A 16,014-nucleotide genomic window follows, 5' to 3' on the forward strand; every position below is an offset into this window, starting at 1 on the left:
TCTGAATGGCCGAAGCTATTGCAACAAATATGGGACGGGCGGCAAGTGCCGCCCGCTCTCCTTTACGCCGACGCAGTCCCTTCCAGCGCAAGGCCTTTCCTTACCTCCTGGTTGCGCCGGCGGTGATTTATCTCTTAGGCATCACCTTCTATCCCGGCCTCTATGCCATCTATCAGAGCCTGTTCCGTGTCCGCTTCAACAGCTGGACCTTCATCGGGCTCGACAATTACACCAAGCTGCTCAGCGACCATGAATTCTGGGCGAGCCTGTGGAACACCTTCATCATGGGCTCGGGAGCACTCCTCCTCGAATTCGTGATCGCGCTGACGCTTGCCGCCCTCGCTTACCGCGATCCCTGGATCAAGAGCTGGCGCATTCTCTTCCTCCTGCCGATGCTGTTCATGCCGTCCGCCGTGTCCTTCATCTGGAAGCTCGCTTTCAATGACGGCCGCGTGGTGAGCGACCTCCTGATGCGCATCGGCATGATCGACCGGCCGCTCGATTTCTTAGGGAACATCTGGCTGGCGCGGCTCTCGCTCATCATCACCGATGTCTGGCAATGGACGCCGTTCCTGTTCATCATCTTCGTCGCCGCCCTGCAGGGCCAGGATGCCGAGATCGAGGAAGCGGCACGGCTCGACGGCGCCCGCTGGTCGCAGATCTTCTGGAATGTCTCGCTGCCGATGCTCCGGCCCATCATAGCGGTCGCACTAGTGTTGCGTGGGATCGACATCGTGACCATGTTCACCTCGATCTTCATCATCACCGGCGGCACACCGGGCGGTGCCACCGAGACGATGAGCTATTTCATCTACCGCACCGGCTTCAAGCGCTTCGATTTCGGCTATGCCTCGGCGGCGTCCGTGCTGCTGCTGGCGCTCACCGTGATCATCGCCCAGAGCTTCGTGAAGCGGTTCTTCCGCTCGGGGAGGGACTAGCGCATGATCCGGCAGCAAAAAGCCAGGGCCCCCCGCCGCAAGAGCCAAGCCGCGTCGCTCACCTTGCGCTATGCCCTTCTCATCGCCTGGGCGCTCTTCTGCATCATGCCGATCATCTGGTTCCTGACCATCGGCTTGAGGCCGCGCACCGAGATCGTCCTGCCGCGCCCGCTCTATATACCGACCTTGAGCCTCGATGCTTGGAACATGATCTGGACGGCCTGGCCGATGGGCGCCTATTTGCGCAATTCGCTGCTCGCCATTTTCGGCAGCGTCGTCATCGATCTCCTGCTCGCCATACCCGCCGCCTATTCGCTGGCCCGCTACAAATACCGTTTCCGCGAGGATATCGGCTTCTACATCCTCTCGACCCGCATGATGGCGCCGGCCATCGTCGCCATCCCGATCTTCTTCCTGTTCAAGACCATGGGACTGTTGGATTCGATCTGGGCGCTGATGCTCATCTATGCGGCGATGAACCTGTCGCTCGTCACCTGGATCGTGCGCTCCTATATGCTCGACATACCTCCTGAGATCGAGGATGCCGCAAGGACAGACGGCGCCTCCGACATGCGCATATTGCTGTCGATCATCGTGCCCATGTGCCTGCCCGGCATCATTACCGCGGGCGTCATTGCCGTCATCTTCGCCATCAATGAATTTTTGTTCACGCTTCTCATAGCGTCCACGCAGAACGCCTATACGCTGTCGGTGGCTCTCGCGAATTTTACCGGCGGCTCGGACGGCGTCATCTATAATGCCATTGCCATGGTTGCCTTCATCGCCTTTGTGCCGGTCCTGCTCCTGGTCGTTGCCATCCAGAAGCATCTTTCGCGTGGCTTGACGATGGGGGCGGTGAAAGGCTGAAATAGGCCCATGACCACTGCTTCGCGACACCAGGATACCCTCGCCTCGCATGCCGTCTGCGCCGCCGCCGGCGCCCGCGACAGCGTGCGCACGGCGCAATTCTTCCTGCGCATGCTGTCGGGCGCCGAATATTGGGGCCGCCCGCTCGAGCCCTTAGGGCAAACCCCCGGCGGGTCGGTGCCGGTGCCCCCCGATATCCGCCCGGGCGGCTTTCTCCTCGCCGCTCTGGTGTCGAAGCTCGCCCGCATCGCCGACCGGCTCACCACCTGGTCGGTCAATCTGTCGATCGCGCTTTTTGCGCCTGAATGGCGCAAGCTGCCGTCACCCTTCACCCATGGCATCATGAGCGAGGTGGCGCGGGCCATCCGGGCCGACAGCTTCCTCGTCAATCCGCTGTTCAATGCCTATTTCTACCGCGCCGCCATCCACATCCTGCGCCGCTACCGCACGCCGCCTTTCCTCGTCCTCGAGCATCGCGTCGATGCGGCGCGCCGCACCTTGCTGGCCGAGATCGGCGCCGGCCTGAACGGGTCGGAACCCGACTTCCTCGCCCATGCCATCGTGGCGCTTGTCGATGTGGCGCCCGTTGCGCGGGCCGGCAAGCCGCGCGATCAATCGGTCATCGCCAAAAGCGCCGAGCAGAATGTCGCCGTCTATGCCATTGCCTGCGTGGCCTTGCTCTTCGCCGGGCAGGGCAAGCCTACCGAGGAACTCGACGAAGATCAGTTCTTCGCCGTCGTCGGCGCGCTGATCGCGCCCCGCCTCCCGACGATCTCAACCCTGGTCGCCCATCGCGACGTCCAAGGCCTCGCCAAGGAACTGGCCGAAATCCAGACGATGTATTGAGGCTATCTCCCTCCCACGCGCCGCTAGGCGTGGGGGAGGGTGGCGCGAAGCGCCGGGTGGGGGTCGCGCCGCCGCACTATGCGAAGGGATTCTCCCCGTGCAGGAATGCCCAGATTGTATCGGCAGCAGCGTCGGGATCGCGGTTGACGTCCGCGTTCCAGACGCGCGCAATCCGGTAGCCTTTGGAACGGAAATGCGCATCTCGCTTTAAATCATGCGCCAATCCGCGGTCTTCACCATGCTGGCCGCCATCGACTTCCACAATCAGCTTGTGTGTCTTGCACACGAAATCAAGGACGTAACCATCGACCGGCGCTTGTCGGCTAAAGTGATAGCCTGTGCTGCGCCAGGTTCTGAGCCTCACCCAAAGCTTCACTTCTTCAGGTGTCATGCGTTTACGAAGGGAGCGAGCGAAAGCAATACTGTCGACCATGTGCACCCCGGCTACGCAAGGGACGCTACTTAAGAAAAGACGCTCTGCAAAGACCCCACCCCGCCCTTCGGGCGTGCCCTCCCCGCAAGCGGGGAGGGAGAAACGACTTAAAGCCGACTCCCGCTCTCCCCGTCAAACAGGAACACCCGGTCCTTGCCGAAGCGGAAGGCGATCGGCGTGTCGACCTCTTGCCGGAAGACGCGCGGACCCTTGGCGACGACGAGCTGCTCGCCGGCCCAGGCCGTGACCAGGGTCACATCGCCGGTCGGCTCCAGCGAATAGAGCTTGGATTTGAGATGGCCGTCCTGGCCGGGGACGATCTCCATGTCTTCGGGCCTGACACCCAGGACGACATTGGCCCTCGTCCCTTGCCCGCAGCCTTTGACCCGCGTGTCGGGACCGACGAAATCGCCATTCTCGAGCGCGCCCGGGATGAGGTTCATGGGCGGCGAGCCGATGAAGCCCGCGACGAAGAGATGGTTGGGGTTGTTATAGACCTCGTCCGGCGTGCCGAGCTGCTGGATCTTGCCCTTGTTCATGACCGCGATGCGGTCGGCGAGCGTCATCGCCTCGATCTGGTCATGTGTCACATAGATGGTCGTGGTCTCGAGCTCCCGCTGGATGTGCTTGAGCTGGGCCCGCATGGTGAGGCGCAATTTGGCGTCGAGATTGGAGAGCGGCTCGTCCATGAGGAAGACTTGCGGCTGGCGCACGATGGCGCGCGCGAGTGCGGCGCGCTGGCGCTGTCCGCCGGACAGGGCCCTGGGCTTGCGGTCGAGATAATCGCCGAGCTCCACCATTTGCGCCGCCTGGCGCACCAGCCGGTCATGGTCGGCCGAAGGGATGCCGCGCATCTTCAGGGGAAAGCGGATGTTGTCGTAGATCGACATGTTCGGATAGAGCGCATAGCTCTGGAACACCATGGCGACGTCGCGGTCGCGGGCGTCGACCTCGTTGACGACCTCGCCGTCGATGGTGATCTCGCCTGCCGTCGGGTCCTCGAGGCCGGCGATCATCCGCATGGTCGTGGTCTTGCCGCAGCCCGAGGGGCCGAGGAAGACCATGAATTCCTTATCCCTGATATCGAGATCGATGTCGTCGACGCCGACGAAGCTCCCCCAGGACTTCGATATGCCGCGCAGTTTGATTTCAGCCATGGCGCCCTTGCATCTGTCCCCGCGTCTCCCATCCGCATTTTGTTGTTCTCAAGTCTCGACCGCAAACACTATAGCGTCGAGCTGAGAATGCAACACTTTCAAATATGAGAGACAATTGTACCATTTCGTTGAGATAACAAAATTGGACTCCGAGGGCGGAAAACCCTTCAAATCCTGAGACAGGGCGGCCAAAATCCTATTACATATTGACAATCGAGAGCATAAAAGTATCTATTTTGTTAGAGCAAAACGATAGTCCCATGGGAGGCAGAATGGCCGTCGCAGCCCGTCAAAAGTCCGTCAGCTTTTCGGGCTCGCTGGCATCGGATCTGGCACGCCATTTCGCGGCCGAAGGCCGTCCGATCCGGATCGGCCTCATCGGCTCGGGCGAGATGGGGACCGATATCGTCACCCAATGCGACCAGATGGCGGGCATCACCGTTGCTGCCATTGCCGAGATCAATATCGCCGCCGCGGAGCGCGCCCTCGCCATCGCCGGCAGGCCCGCCGAAAGCTATGCGGTCACGGGCGGCAAGGCCCAGTTCGACGAAGCCCTGCGCCAGGGCCGCACCGCCATCACCGAAGACGCGCTCACTCTGTGCACCAATGACGAGATCGACGTCGTCATCGACGCGACCGGCCGTCCCGCGGTCGGGGCCGAGATCGGCCTCGTCGCCATGGAGCATGGCAAGCATCTGGTGATGATGAATGTCGAGGCCGACGTCACCATCGGCGCCTATTTGCAGCGCGAGGCGAAGCGCCTTGGCGTCGTCTATACGCTGGGCGCCGGCGATGAGCCGAGCTCCTGCATGGAGCTCATCAATTTCGTGCAGAGCCTCGGCTATCCGATCATCGCCGCCGGCAAGGGCAAGAACAACCCGCTCAATATCGAAGCGACTCCCGACGCCTATCTGGATGAGGCCAAACGGCGCAACATGAATCCGCGCATGCTGGTCGAGTTCGTCGACGGCTCGAAGACCATGGTCGAGATGGCGGCGATCGCCAATGCGACAGGCCTCGTGCCGGATTGTCCCGGCATGCACGGGCCGCAGGCGACCTTGCCCGAGCTCGAGAAGGTGCTGGTGCCCAAGCAAGACGGCGGCGTGCTGTCGCGCAAGGGCGTGGTCGATTATTCGATCGGCAAGGGCGTGGCGCCTGGCGTCTTCGTCATTGCCGAGATGGCGCATCCGCGCGTGCGTGAGCGCATGCATGACCTGAAGCTGGGCGCGGGGCCTTATTACACTTTCTACCGCCCCTATCATCTGACCAGCCTCGAAGTGCCGCTCTCTTGCGCGAGGGCCGTTCTCTATGGCACCGCCGACATGCAGCCGCTCGACCGGCCCTCGGCCGAGGTCTGCGCGGTGGCCAAGAAGGACCTGAAGCCTGGCGACAGGCTCGACGCCATCGGCGAATATGCCTACCGCGCCTGGATCATGACTTATGACGGCGCCAAGGCGGCGGGGGCCGTCCCTTGCGGCCTCCTCGAGCAAGGCACGGTGGCGAGGCCCATCGCCAAGGGCGATTTGCTCACCCATGACAATGTGAAGGTCGATCAGGGATCGCGCATCGTGGCGCTGCGCCGCCGCCAGGACGACATGCTCGTGCGAGGGGCGGCATGAACAAGGCCGTCAGAGAGACCGCGCCCGCGTCCAACCTGCGCGACTTCTATCGCCATTTCGATGCCGCTTCTCTGCGCGAGGCGCTCAGGCGCATGTATCTGATCCGCCGTTTCGAGGAAGGTGCGGAGGACGCTTACACGCGCGGCCTCATCCACGGCACGATGCATCTCTCGATCGGCCAGGAGGCGAGCGCGGTCGGCGCCTGCATGGATCTGCGCAAGTCGGACTACATCACCTCGACCCATCGCGGCCATGGCCATTGCATCGCCAAGGGCGCCGATCCGAAGCTGATGTTCGCCGAGTTCTTCGGCAAGGAAGAAGGCTATTGCCGCGGCCGCGGCGGCTCCATGCATATTGCCGATGTCGAAAGCGGCAATCTCGGCGCCAATGGCATTGTCGGCGGCGGGCTGCCGATCGCCGTCGGCGCGGCGCTGGCCATCAGGAAGCAGAAGCGCGACGATGTGGCCCTGTGCTTCTTCGGCGACGGCGCCTCGAACGAAGGCGCCTTCCATGAGGCGCTCAACATGGCGGCGATCTGGAAATTGCCGGTGCTGTTCATTTGCGAGAACAACAAATACGGCATGTCGGTGTCGACCGAGCGCTCCATGGCGGTCGAGCATGTCGCCGACCGCGCTTCCGCCTATAAGATGCCGGGCGAGATCGTCGACGGCAACTGCATCGAGGATGTTTCGGAAGCCGTCATGCGCGCGACCGCACGCGCCCGGGCCGGCGAGGGGCCGAGCCTTATCGAAACCAAGACCTATCGCATCCGTGGCCATTCCAAGAGCGACCGCAACCGCTATCGCACCAAGGAAGAGATCGAGGAGTGGATGGCGCGCGACCCGATCGGCCATTTCGAGACCAATCTCGAAGCTTTCGGCATACTGGGCAAGGATGAGGTCACGGCCATTCGCACGGGCGCCGAAGCCGAGATCGCCCGGGCCATCGAATTCGCCAAGGGCGGCACCGATCCTTCGCCTTCCGAGCTCACCCGCGACGTCTATACGGTCGGGGGCTGATCATGGCTTTGCGCGAATTGAGCTATGCGGAAGCCGTCCGCGAGGCGCTCGCCCAGGCGATGGAGGCCGATGAACGCGTCTTCCTCATGGGCGAGGATATCGGCGTCTATGGCGGCGCCTTTCAGGTGACGGGCGATCTCGTCCATCGTTTTGGCGAGGACCGGGTGATGGACACGCCGATCGCCGAGCTGGGGGCTGCCGGTGTCGCCGTCGGCGCAGCCCTTGCCGGCTGCCGGCCGGTCTTCGAGTTCCAGTTTTCCGATTTCGCCACCTTGGCGATGGAGCAGATCGTCAACCAGGCGGCAAAAATCCGCTTCATGCTGGGCGGCAAGGTGTCGGTGCCTCTGGTCATGCGCTTCCCGGCGGGGTCCGGCACGGGTGCCGCCGCCCAGCACAGCCAGTCGCTCGATGCCTGGTTCGCGCATGTGCCGGGCCTAAAGGTGGTGCAGCCTTCGACGCCGCATGACGCCAAGGGCCTGTTGCTCTCGGCGATCGATGATCCCGATCCGGTGATGGTGTTCGAGCACAAGCTTCTCTACAAGATGAAGGGCGATGTGCCGGAGGATGCCTATCGCGTGCCGATCGGCAAGGCGGCGGTCAGGCGTGAAGGCCGCCATGTCACGCTGGTCGCGACCGCGATCATGGTGCATCGCGCGCTGGAGGCGGCTGAAACCCTGGCGCAAGACGGCATCGAGGCGGAAGTCATCGACCTGCGCACCTTGCGCCCGCTCGACACCGAGACGATCATCGCCAGCGTCAAGAAGACGAGCCGGCTCGCTTGCATCTATGAAGGCGTCAAGACGCTGGGCATCGGCGCCGAGATCAGCGCCATGATCGCCGAGAGCGAGGCCTTCGACTATCTCGACGCGCCGATCCTGCGTCTGGGCGGCGCCGAGGCGCCGATCCCCTATAATCCGGTGCTCGAGAAGGCGGCCGTGCCTCAGACCGACGGCATTGTCAGCGCCGTGCGCCACCTCGTGACCGGCCGGGTCTGATCGGATGCGAGACATCACGCGTGAGTTTCGCCCGTCACCCCTTTCGCGAACTCTCCCTCCGCCACGCGAAGCGTGGGGAGGGTGTCGCGCGTCAGCGCGACGGGTGGGGTCTCTCCGTAAGGGAGATTTCTCAAGCAAGACATTTGCAAGCTATGCAATCCAATCGTTGAGCACCTCCCGGCGGAGCGACCCCCACCCGGCGCTCTGCGCCACCCTCCCCCACGCCTTGCGGCGCGTGGGAGGGAGAGATGCGGCTTTGACGGCATGTGTGGTGGGCCATGCCGCTTGAGGTCATCCTGCCGCGTGTCGATATGGACATGGCCACGGGCAAGATCAGCAAGTGGTATGTCAAGGAAGGCGAGAAGGTCGCCAAGGGCGCGCCGATCTTCGAGATCGAGACTGACAAGGCGGCGATGGAAGTGGAATCGCCCGGCGACGGCGTGATCCATAACATCACTGCGACGGAGGGGATCGACATCCCGGTCGGAACGCCGGTCGCTTTCATCTATGGCGAAGGCGAAGCCGTTGCGGCGCCTGCTATCGTTAAACCTGCAGCCGCGCCACCCGTCCGACAGGCGGAGCCGGTTCCGACAGCGCAGCCGCCGCTCGCGCCGCAAGTCGAAGAGAGAACCGGTCTGCCGCGCGCCACGCCTCTGGCGCGTCGCCTCGCGCGCGAGCGCGGACTCCAGCTGCCCGCGATCCCCGGCAGCGGCCCGAGAGGCCGCATCCAGGCCGAAGATGTGCGGAACTTCCATTCCACGCCAGCGCCACCCGAGCGACCGCCGGCGCCCGACGTTGCAGGCCTCTATCAGCCCGGAAGCTACGACATCGAGCCTCTGTCGGGCATGCGCCGCATCATTGCCGACAGGCTCGTCCAGTCGAAGCAGACGGTGCCGCATTTCTACCTCACCCTCACTTGCGATCTGACCCGGCTTCTCGAAGACCGAAAGCTGCTCAATGAGCGCGCACCAGTCGGGCCCGACAAGCAGCCTTTGTGGAAGCTCTCGATCAATGATTTCGTCATCAAGGCCCTGGCGCTGGCGCTCCAGCGCGTGCCCAATGCCAATGTCACCTGGACGGAGCAGGGCATTCTCAAGCATCGCGCATCGGATGTCGGCGTTGCCGTCGCGGTGGAAGGCGGTCTCTACACGCCGGTGATCCGCTCGGCCGAGCAGAAATCGCTCTCGCTTCTATCGATCGAGATGAAGGACCTGGCGGCCAAGGCGCGCGCCCGCCGTCTCCAGCCTGCCGACTATCAGGGCGGCACGACCGCCGTCTCCAATCTCGGCATGTTTGGCATCGAAGAGTTCGCGGCCATCATCAACCCGCCGCAGGCGACGATCCTCGCCGCCGGCGCCGGCATCGAGCGGCCGGCCGCCGTCAAGGGCGAGATCGTGCTGAGGACAGAAATGACCTGCACGCTGTCTTGCGATCACCGCGCCGTCGATGGCGCGCTGGGAGCCGAACTCCTGGCGGCATTCAGGTTGTTCATCGAGGAGCCGGCACTTATGCTGGCCTAAACACCTCAGGGAAGCAGCATGAGATACGACTATTCATCGATCGGCTTCTACACGTTCGACTGCCTGGGCTGGCCATTCACCTCGGTGCCGGAAGGCGGCGGCACGCATTTCATCGACGAGCTGACGCTCGCGGTCTCGGGCGCCGCCGGCACGGCCGCGATCGCTGCCGCCAAGATGGGGCTCAAGGTCCTGGCGGTCGGCGGCGTCGGCCCCGATCTCATGGGCGACTGGGTGCTCCAGCGCCTGAACAGCTTTTCCGTCGATACCTCCGCCATGCAGCGCATCGAAGGGTCGCGGACCTCGTCCTCGATCGTGACGACGCGCGCCGACGGCACGCGCCCGGCGCTTCATATGAAGGGCGCGACCGGCGATTTCTTCGTCGACGATACGTTGCTCAAGCAGGTGATCGATGCGCGCGTCGTGCATATTGGCGGCATAGGCCTCACCGAGAGGATGGACAAGGGCCGCAATGCCGAATTGATGCGCGCCGCCAAGCAGCAGGGCGCCACGACGACGCTCGATGTCTTCGCGAGTTCCAAGGCCGATCTGCCGGCCGTGGCGCAAGTTCTGCCGCATGTCGATTACTTCATGCCCTCGATCGAGGAAGCGAGTGCGCTCACCGGCTTCACCGGCCTTGCCGACAACGCGAAATACTTCATCGATCACGGTGTCGGCGCTTGCGTGTTCACCCGCGGCGCCGACGGCGCCTATTACCACGACGCCAAGGGCATGCGTTTCGAGGTGCCGGCCTTCGACATCGAGGTCAAATGCACCTGCGGCTGCGGCGATGCCTTCAATGCCGGCTTCGCCGTCGCTTACTGCCAAGGCTTCGATCCGGAAACCACGGTGCGCTTCGCGCAGGCCACCTCGGCGCTCAACGCCACCGGCCTCGGCTCGCAAGCGGGCGTCAAATCCTTCGAGCACACGCTCGATTTCATGAAGCACACCCCGACCCGCGCCAAGGCGGGCGTGGCGGCTTAGAGCCACCCCTCACGCTGAGGTGCCCGGCGCAGCCGGGCCTCGAAGCGTCCATCAGGATAGGGCTAGTCCGCATAGATACTTACAACCTCATCACCCGCAGCCGCAGCGCATTGCCGATCACACTCACCGACGACAGCGCCATGGCGGCCGCCGCGATCACCGGTGACAGCAATAGGCCCAAGGCCGGATAGAGCACGCCCGCCGCGACCGGGACGCCCGCCGCATTGTAGATGAAAGCGAAGAGCAGGTTCTGGCGGATATTGCGCATCGTCGCCTGGCTGAGCTGGCGCGCATGGGCGATGCCCATGAGATCGCCCTTGAGCAAGGTGACGCCGGCGCTTTCGATGGCGACGTCGGTGCCCTTGCCCATGGCGATGCCGATATCGGCGGCGGCAAGTGCGGGCGCATCATTGACGCCGTCGCCCGCCATGGCGACGACCAAGCCTTCGCTTTGCAGGCGCTTGACGACCTTTGCCTTTTGGTCGGGCAGGATGTCGGCCTCGATCTCGCTGATGCCGAGCTTCTGCGCCACCGCTTGCGCCGTGGTGCGATTGTCGCCGGTCAGCATGACGATGCGCAAGCCGGCCTCCCGCAAGGTCTTGAGCGCCTCCGGTGTCGTCGCCTTGACCGGATCGGCAATGGCGATGAGGCCTGCGGCCTTGCGATCGATGCCCGCGAAGATGACCGTGGCGCCTTCTTGGCGCAGAGCGTCGGCTTGATTCGCGAGAGATGCCGCATCGATCCCTTCCGAGGTGAGGAAGTTGGCATTGCCGAGCACGACCTTCTTGCCGTCGACCGTGCCCTTGGCGCCCTTGCCGGTGGGCGAGTCGAAATCCGAAACCTTCGGCAGCGTGAGCTTCTTCTCTTCCGCCGCGGCGACGATGGCAGCTCCCAGCGGATGTTCGGAAGCGCGCTCGACACCGGCCGCGAGCCGCAAAAGCTCGCTCTCATTCATGCCCGCCGCCGCCACGATGCGCGTGACTTTGGGCTTGCCTTCGGTGAGCGTTCCGGTCTTGTCGAAGATGAGCACTTGCGCCTTCTCCAGCCGTTCCAGCGCCTCGGCATTCTTGATCAATATGCCGTTCTCGGCACCCTTGCCGACGCCGACCATGATCGACATGGGTGTCGCGAGGCCGAGCGCGCAGGGGCAGGCGATGATGAGGACCGAAACGGCGGCGAGCAGGGCAAAGGAGAAACGCGGCTCCGGGCCCATCAGCATCCAGGCCGCGAAAGCGATCACTGCAATGGCGATGACGAGCGGCACGAACCATCCGGAGACCTGGTCGGCGAGCCGTTGGATGGGTGCGCGCGAGCGCTGCGCCTCCGCCACCATCTGCACGATGCGCGCCAGCATCGTCTCGCGCCCGACCTTGACGGCCCTTATGGTGAGAGCGCCGCTCTGGTTGAGCGTGCCGCCCGTCACCTGGGCGCCGACCGCCTTTGTGACCGGCATGGACTCGCCGGTGATCATCGATTCATCGACCGATGAGCGTCCGTCGATGACCTCGCCATCGACCGGCACCTTCTCACCCGGCCGCACGCGCAGGGTGTCGCCCGCCTGGACGAGATCGAGCGCCACTTCCTCTTCGCTGCCATCGGAACTCAGGCGGCGCGCCGTCTTGGGTGCCAAGCCGAGTAGCGCCTTGATCGCGCCCGAGGTTTGGTCGCGCGCCTTGAGCTCGAGCACTTGTCCCAAGAGGACGAGCACGGTGATGACGGCGGCGGCCTCGAAATAGACCGGCATGCTGCCGTCATGGTTGCGCAAAGATTCGGGGAACACGGCAGGGAACGCCGCGGCGATCACGCTATAGGTCCAGGCGACGCCGGTGCCCATGGCGATGAGAGTGAACATATTGAGCTGCCGCGTGACGAGCGAGCGCCAGCCGCGCTCGAAGAAGGGCAGGCCCGCCCACAGGACGACCGGTGTCGCGAAGGCGAGCTGCAGCCAGTTGGACAGGTTCTGCGGGACGGCATGCATGAGCGCCGGGAAGAAATGCGTGCCCATTTCAAGGATGACGACCGGAACGGTGAGGACGAGGCCGATCCAGAAGCGCCGCTTCATGTCGGCGAGCTCGGGATTAGGCCCGCTGTCGGCGGTGGCGATCTCGGGCTCGAGCGCCATGCCGCAGATCGGGCAGGAGCCGGGGCCGACCTGGCGGATCTCCGGATGCATCGGGCAGGTATAGATGGCGGCGGGATCGGCCGGGGCCTCGGCCTTTTGTGGCGCCAGATAACGTTCGGGGTCAGCTTCGAATTTCGTCTTGCAGCCGGCCGAGCAGAAATAGAAGGCTTCGCCGTGATGGGTCGTCTTGTGCTTGGCCGTCTCCGGATTGACGTTCATCCCGCAGACCGGGTCCTTCACCGTATGGGCCGCCGCGCTTGCCGGCGCTTTGTGGCCCGAACAGCATGAATGCGCTGACCCATGCTGCGCGTGCTCATGATGAGCGTGGCCGTGATGGGTGTGGGCGCCGTGGTCTTCTTTCTTGGTCACGATGGGCTCCGGTATAGATACCCCACTAGGGTATATTCAGGCTTGCTCTATATACCCCCATAGGGTATATGGCAAGCATGAAAACCGAAACCAAGCAATCCTGTTTGAAGCGGCTGGGACGGATCGAAGGTCAGGTGCGCGGTGTCGCGCGCATGGTCGAGGACGACCGCTACTGCATCGACGTGATGACCCAGATCTCGGCCATTCGCGCAGCGCTCAAGCGGGTCGAGGAAGAGGTGCTCAAGGATCACGTCGCCCATTGCGTCGAGCATGCGATCGTGTCGGGCAAGAAGGACGAGCAACGCAAGAAGATCGCCGAGCTGATGGATGTTCTGGGAAGGCTGCAGAATTGACCTTGGCGCCGGGGGATATCGAGCTTCTTGTGACGACGGCTCGCGAAAGCTACGTCCGACAGTTTATTGCCTTTGCAAAGAACCAGCAAAGCAAGTGCCACCGAGGCGCAGCAGAGGTGAAAATGGAGATCGGAGGCACGTCCGGCTTTTTTGAAGATCTCTGTTGTGCGGACTTCGTCATGAACGACGATCAGGTGCGTGTGGTCGAGCTTGCCCCCGATGACGAACTTTCTTTCGATCCGGTAGAGGGCAAGTACGGTTCTGTATCGCTTCGGGTTCGCAACCTACAATGGGACGACGTAGTTCTTCGTCACGACCTGGGCGAGTTGCCACACGCTCAGTTGAAGCGCTGGTTCGAACGCTGATTTGATCTCGATGACAGCCGATACGAGGAGAGCGCCGAGATATTGCGCATTGTGCACTCGCTTCTCGTCGAGCCCGGCCTGCTCAGCATCGATTTCGGTACCGCGGAGCCGGCAGCATTCTGGGAAATTCTTGATTTGCTCAAGAACGCCGGTGCTTCGTCGATCGATATCAGTTGCTCCCGCGCCAAGACCGAACTGAACTAGGGGAAATCCAAGCCGGGTAGAGGAGCACGACTGCTGCGGTTGACATCCTGACGTCGCGCGTCTTGACATCGTGGTCGCAAGCGTGAGAGTTGGGAAATATCAGAATGGAGAAAGTGAGCCCGTCACCGGACGCGGTTGCCCATCGAAAAGGCGGGCAATTCCCTGCTCCGGGCGCTCTTGGAAAGCTAAATCTTTGATATTGCTGGGACCGGCAATTTTTCTTCGAAAATTCCCTGATAATCCCTGTTAATCCCTGATATTCGCTGTTCTCCCCGACGGGGGATCCTCAGGCCATGGTGTGGCAATCTTCGACCGGGCACTTGTCGATCAGCACCCGCAGTTTCTCGAACGCATCGCGCACCGCCTCTTGCGACGGCGCCGGTCCGAAACAGGCGCGGATGGCATTCTGCTGCACCGAAGGGTCCATGGCGAAGGCCGTGCCCGGCGTCACCTTGATGCCGGCGGAAAGGGCGGCCGCGGCGAAATCGCTCGGCCGCCAGTAGCGCGGCAGCGTGATCCAGGCGAACATCGAGCCCGGCTGGCAGCTGACCGGCACGCCTTTCAGATGCTCGAGCGCCGCCTGGCGGCGCAGAGCCAGCTCCTTGCGGATGGCATTGAGCGCGCGGTCGGCGACGCCGGTCTCGACCCAGCGGCGCGAGAGCTCGGCCGAAAGTCCATTCGGCCTTCCGCCGATGATCATCTGCTGCCGGTTGAGCGCCTCGGTGGCGCCGGGCGGCGGCGCCAGGAAGGCCATGCGCAGGCCCGGCGCCGTCGTCTTCGACAGGCTGGTGATGTAATACGTGCGCTCCGGCGCCAGCGACTGGATGGTGACCGGCGGATCATCGGCGAGGAGCCGGAAGACGTCGTCTTCGATGATGGTGAGGTCATAGCGCCGGGCGATCTCGGCGATGGCGTGCCGGCGCTCTTCGGAAAGCGTGACCGTCGTCGGATTCTGCAGCGTCGGCACGAGATAGACGAGGCGCGCTTCGCCGCGCTTGGCGAAATGCTCGAGCGAATCGGGTGTGATGCCTTCCGCGTCGTTCTGCAAAGTGCGCATCTGCAGGCCGAATTGCCGCGTGATCGGCTGCATGGTCGGATAGGTCAGGGGTTCGATGAGGATCCGCTCGCCGGGCGTCGTGATCGTCGAGAAGATGGAAATGAGCGAAGCCTGGGCGCCGGCGCTCACCACCACCTGGTCGGGGGTGACATCGATGTCACACTTCTTAAGCCATTGGGCGCCCGCCTCGCGATGCGGCGCGAAGCCTTGGGCGGACGGATAGTCGAGGAGATCGGCCCAGCCCGGATCACGGGCGATGTCGCGCAAGGCGGCTTCGAAATCGGCTGACTGCGCGACGCGCGGCGGTGCTGACATCTGCATGTCGAGGAGTCCGGGCTCGACACCGCTCGAGATGCTTTGGGCGGCGGCGTAATTGGGCCGCGGATCGCGCAGATAGCTGCCGCGGCCGACTTCGCCGGAAAGCAGTCCGCGTTTCGAGGCTTCCTGATAGGCGCGGGTGACGGTGCCAATGGTGACACCGAGCTTCCAGGCGAGCTCGCGCTGCGGTGGCAATCGATCCCCGGCCTTGAGCTTTCCGAGTGTCAGATCTGCGGCGATCGCATCGGCGATCGCGACATAACGGGGCTTGTCGGAGGCGAGAGTAGGGATCCAATTTGTCATGGTGACAATATTCCATTTGACGGTGACAATGGGGACATTGTATAACAACAACCATTGCAATTGGCAAGTTAATTGTTACCAGATTGAGACAATGGATACAATTCCTTGTGACTGCAATTGTCAGCAGGAATGACACTGCTGACACAATCGGGTCGACCCCCGTCGTATCCTTTTGACTGTCCGAAACCCGTTCGATTGAGGTGTGCCATGCGCGATTATATCCTGACCCAGGCTGCAAGCGTCGATAGAACCTTCACGTTTCCCGCCCTGAACCGGATCGTAGCGAATTGGCGCAAGCGCCGGCAGCTGCGCCAGCTCGAGCAACTCGACGATCATGTCCTCATGGATATCGGCCTGACGCGCGACGAGCTGATCCGCGTGCAGCGATCCCCACTGGGCGTCGATCCCCTGACCGAATTGCTCGGGGCCAAGCCTGCGACCCGTGGCCTGCGCCACAAGTAAGTTTCTGAGCTTCTCGTCCTCCCCCTGCGCGGTCTACCCCACCGCGTGACCTGCAGCCTGGCCTCCCCGGTTTGAGCGAAGCCGGA

The 16,014-nt window shown here is 63.2% G+C and carries 16 protein-coding genes; 12 read left to right on the forward strand and 4 right to left on the reverse strand.

Features of this window, described 5'->3' with window-relative positions; translation table 11 throughout:
* The first annotated feature begins 5 nt into the window (after positions 1-5).
* The 3 genes from DS839_RS18170 to DS839_RS18180 are packed head-to-tail and all read left to right on the forward strand — an operon-like array spanning position 6 to position 2,651.
* Positions 6-938: a carbohydrate ABC transporter permease gene (locus DS839_RS18170; protein ID WP_119271865.1), complete on the forward strand. Its 933-nt coding sequence runs from the start codon at positions 6-8 to the stop codon at positions 936-938.
* A 3-nt stretch (positions 939-941) separates the two neighbouring features.
* Entirely contained in the window at positions 942-1,805 is an 864-nt protein-coding gene (locus tag DS839_RS18175; RefSeq protein ID WP_119271866.1) for a carbohydrate ABC transporter permease, read from the forward strand.
* A 9-nt stretch (positions 1,806-1,814) separates the two neighbouring features.
* Positions 1,815-2,651, forward strand: a complete 837-nt coding sequence (locus DS839_RS18180; protein ID WP_119271867.1) for a hypothetical protein — start codon at positions 1,815-1,817, stop codon at positions 2,649-2,651.
* A gap of 76 nt (positions 2,652-2,727) precedes the next feature.
* Here DS839_RS18180 and DS839_RS18185 read toward each other — a convergent pair whose 3' ends face one another.
* Both DS839_RS18185 and DS839_RS18190 read right to left on the reverse strand, forming a co-directional pair.
* A complete protein-coding gene (locus DS839_RS18185) occupies positions 2,728-3,084 on the reverse strand; it encodes an endonuclease domain-containing protein (RefSeq protein ID WP_119271868.1) in 357 nt (118 codons plus the stop codon).
* A gap of 107 nt (positions 3,085-3,191) precedes the next feature.
* A complete protein-coding gene (locus tag DS839_RS18190) occupies positions 3,192-4,241 on the reverse strand; it encodes an ABC transporter ATP-binding protein (protein WP_119271869.1) in 1,050 nt (349 codons plus the stop codon).
* Positions 4,242-4,513: 272 nt separating this feature from the next.
* Here DS839_RS18190 and DS839_RS18195 point away from each other — a divergent pair, with 272 nt between their 5' ends.
* From DS839_RS18195 to DS839_RS18215, 5 genes are all read left to right on the forward strand, one after another.
* Complete coding sequence (locus tag DS839_RS18195) at positions 4,514-5,860, forward strand: NAD(P)H-dependent oxidoreductase (protein WP_119271870.1); 1,347 nt, start codon at positions 4,514-4,516, stop codon at positions 5,858-5,860.
* A complete protein-coding gene (locus tag DS839_RS18200; RefSeq protein ID WP_119271871.1) occupies positions 5,857-6,879 on the forward strand; it encodes a thiamine pyrophosphate-dependent dehydrogenase E1 component subunit alpha in 1,023 nt (340 codons plus the stop codon). The genes DS839_RS18195 and DS839_RS18200 overlap by 4 nt, the downstream gene beginning before the upstream one ends.
* A gap of 2 nt (positions 6,880-6,881) precedes the next feature.
* A complete protein-coding gene (locus DS839_RS18205; RefSeq protein WP_119271872.1) occupies positions 6,882-7,874 on the forward strand; it encodes an alpha-ketoacid dehydrogenase subunit beta in 993 nt (330 codons plus the stop codon).
* 278 nt (positions 7,875-8,152) lie between these two features.
* Positions 8,153-9,394, forward strand: a complete 1,242-nt coding sequence (locus DS839_RS18210; RefSeq protein WP_119271873.1) for a dihydrolipoamide acetyltransferase family protein — start codon at positions 8,153-8,155, stop codon at positions 9,392-9,394.
* An 18-nt stretch (positions 9,395-9,412) separates the two neighbouring features.
* Positions 9,413-10,375, forward strand: a complete 963-nt coding sequence (locus tag DS839_RS18215) for a carbohydrate kinase family protein (RefSeq protein WP_119271874.1) — start codon at positions 9,413-9,415, stop codon at positions 10,373-10,375.
* Between the two features lie 79 nt (positions 10,376-10,454).
* On the opposite strand, the gene DS839_RS18220 is transcribed toward DS839_RS18215, so the two are convergent.
* Positions 10,455-12,866, reverse strand: a complete 2,412-nt coding sequence (locus DS839_RS18220; protein ID WP_368911715.1) for a heavy metal translocating P-type ATPase — start codon at positions 12,864-12,866, stop codon at positions 10,455-10,457.
* Positions 12,867-12,943: 77 nt separating this feature from the next.
* Here DS839_RS18220 and DS839_RS18225 point away from each other — a divergent pair, with 77 nt between their 5' ends.
* The 3 genes from DS839_RS18225 to DS839_RS36565 are packed head-to-tail and all read left to right on the forward strand — an operon-like array spanning position 12,944 to position 13,788.
* Positions 12,944-13,219 (forward strand): metal-sensitive transcriptional regulator, encoded by a 276-nt coding sequence (locus tag DS839_RS18225; protein WP_119271876.1) that lies wholly within the window; start codon positions 12,944-12,946, stop codon positions 13,217-13,219.
* Entirely contained in the window at positions 13,216-13,584 is a 369-nt protein-coding gene (locus DS839_RS18230; RefSeq protein WP_119271877.1) for a hypothetical protein, read from the forward strand. The genes DS839_RS18225 and DS839_RS18230 overlap by 4 nt, the downstream gene beginning before the upstream one ends.
* A 42-nt stretch (positions 13,585-13,626) precedes the next feature.
* Positions 13,627-13,788 (forward strand): hypothetical protein, encoded by a 162-nt coding sequence (locus DS839_RS36565; RefSeq protein ID WP_162918639.1) that lies wholly within the window; start codon positions 13,627-13,629, stop codon positions 13,786-13,788.
* A 286-nt stretch (positions 13,789-14,074) separates the two neighbouring features.
* Here DS839_RS36565 and DS839_RS18235 read toward each other — a convergent pair whose 3' ends face one another.
* On the reverse strand, positions 14,075-15,466 hold the full coding sequence (locus DS839_RS18235) for an aminotransferase-like domain-containing protein (protein ID WP_162918640.1): 1,392 nt from the start codon (positions 15,464-15,466) through the stop codon (positions 14,075-14,077).
* Positions 15,467-15,673: 207 nt separating this feature from the next.
* On the opposite strand from DS839_RS18235, the gene DS839_RS18240 reads away from it, so the two are divergent.
* Positions 15,674-15,928: a DUF1127 domain-containing protein gene (locus DS839_RS18240; RefSeq protein ID WP_162918641.1), complete on the forward strand. Its 255-nt coding sequence runs from the start codon at positions 15,674-15,676 to the stop codon at positions 15,926-15,928.
* Positions 15,929-16,014 lie beyond the last annotated feature (86 nt).

Source organism: Taklimakanibacter deserti, assembly GCA_003574785.1.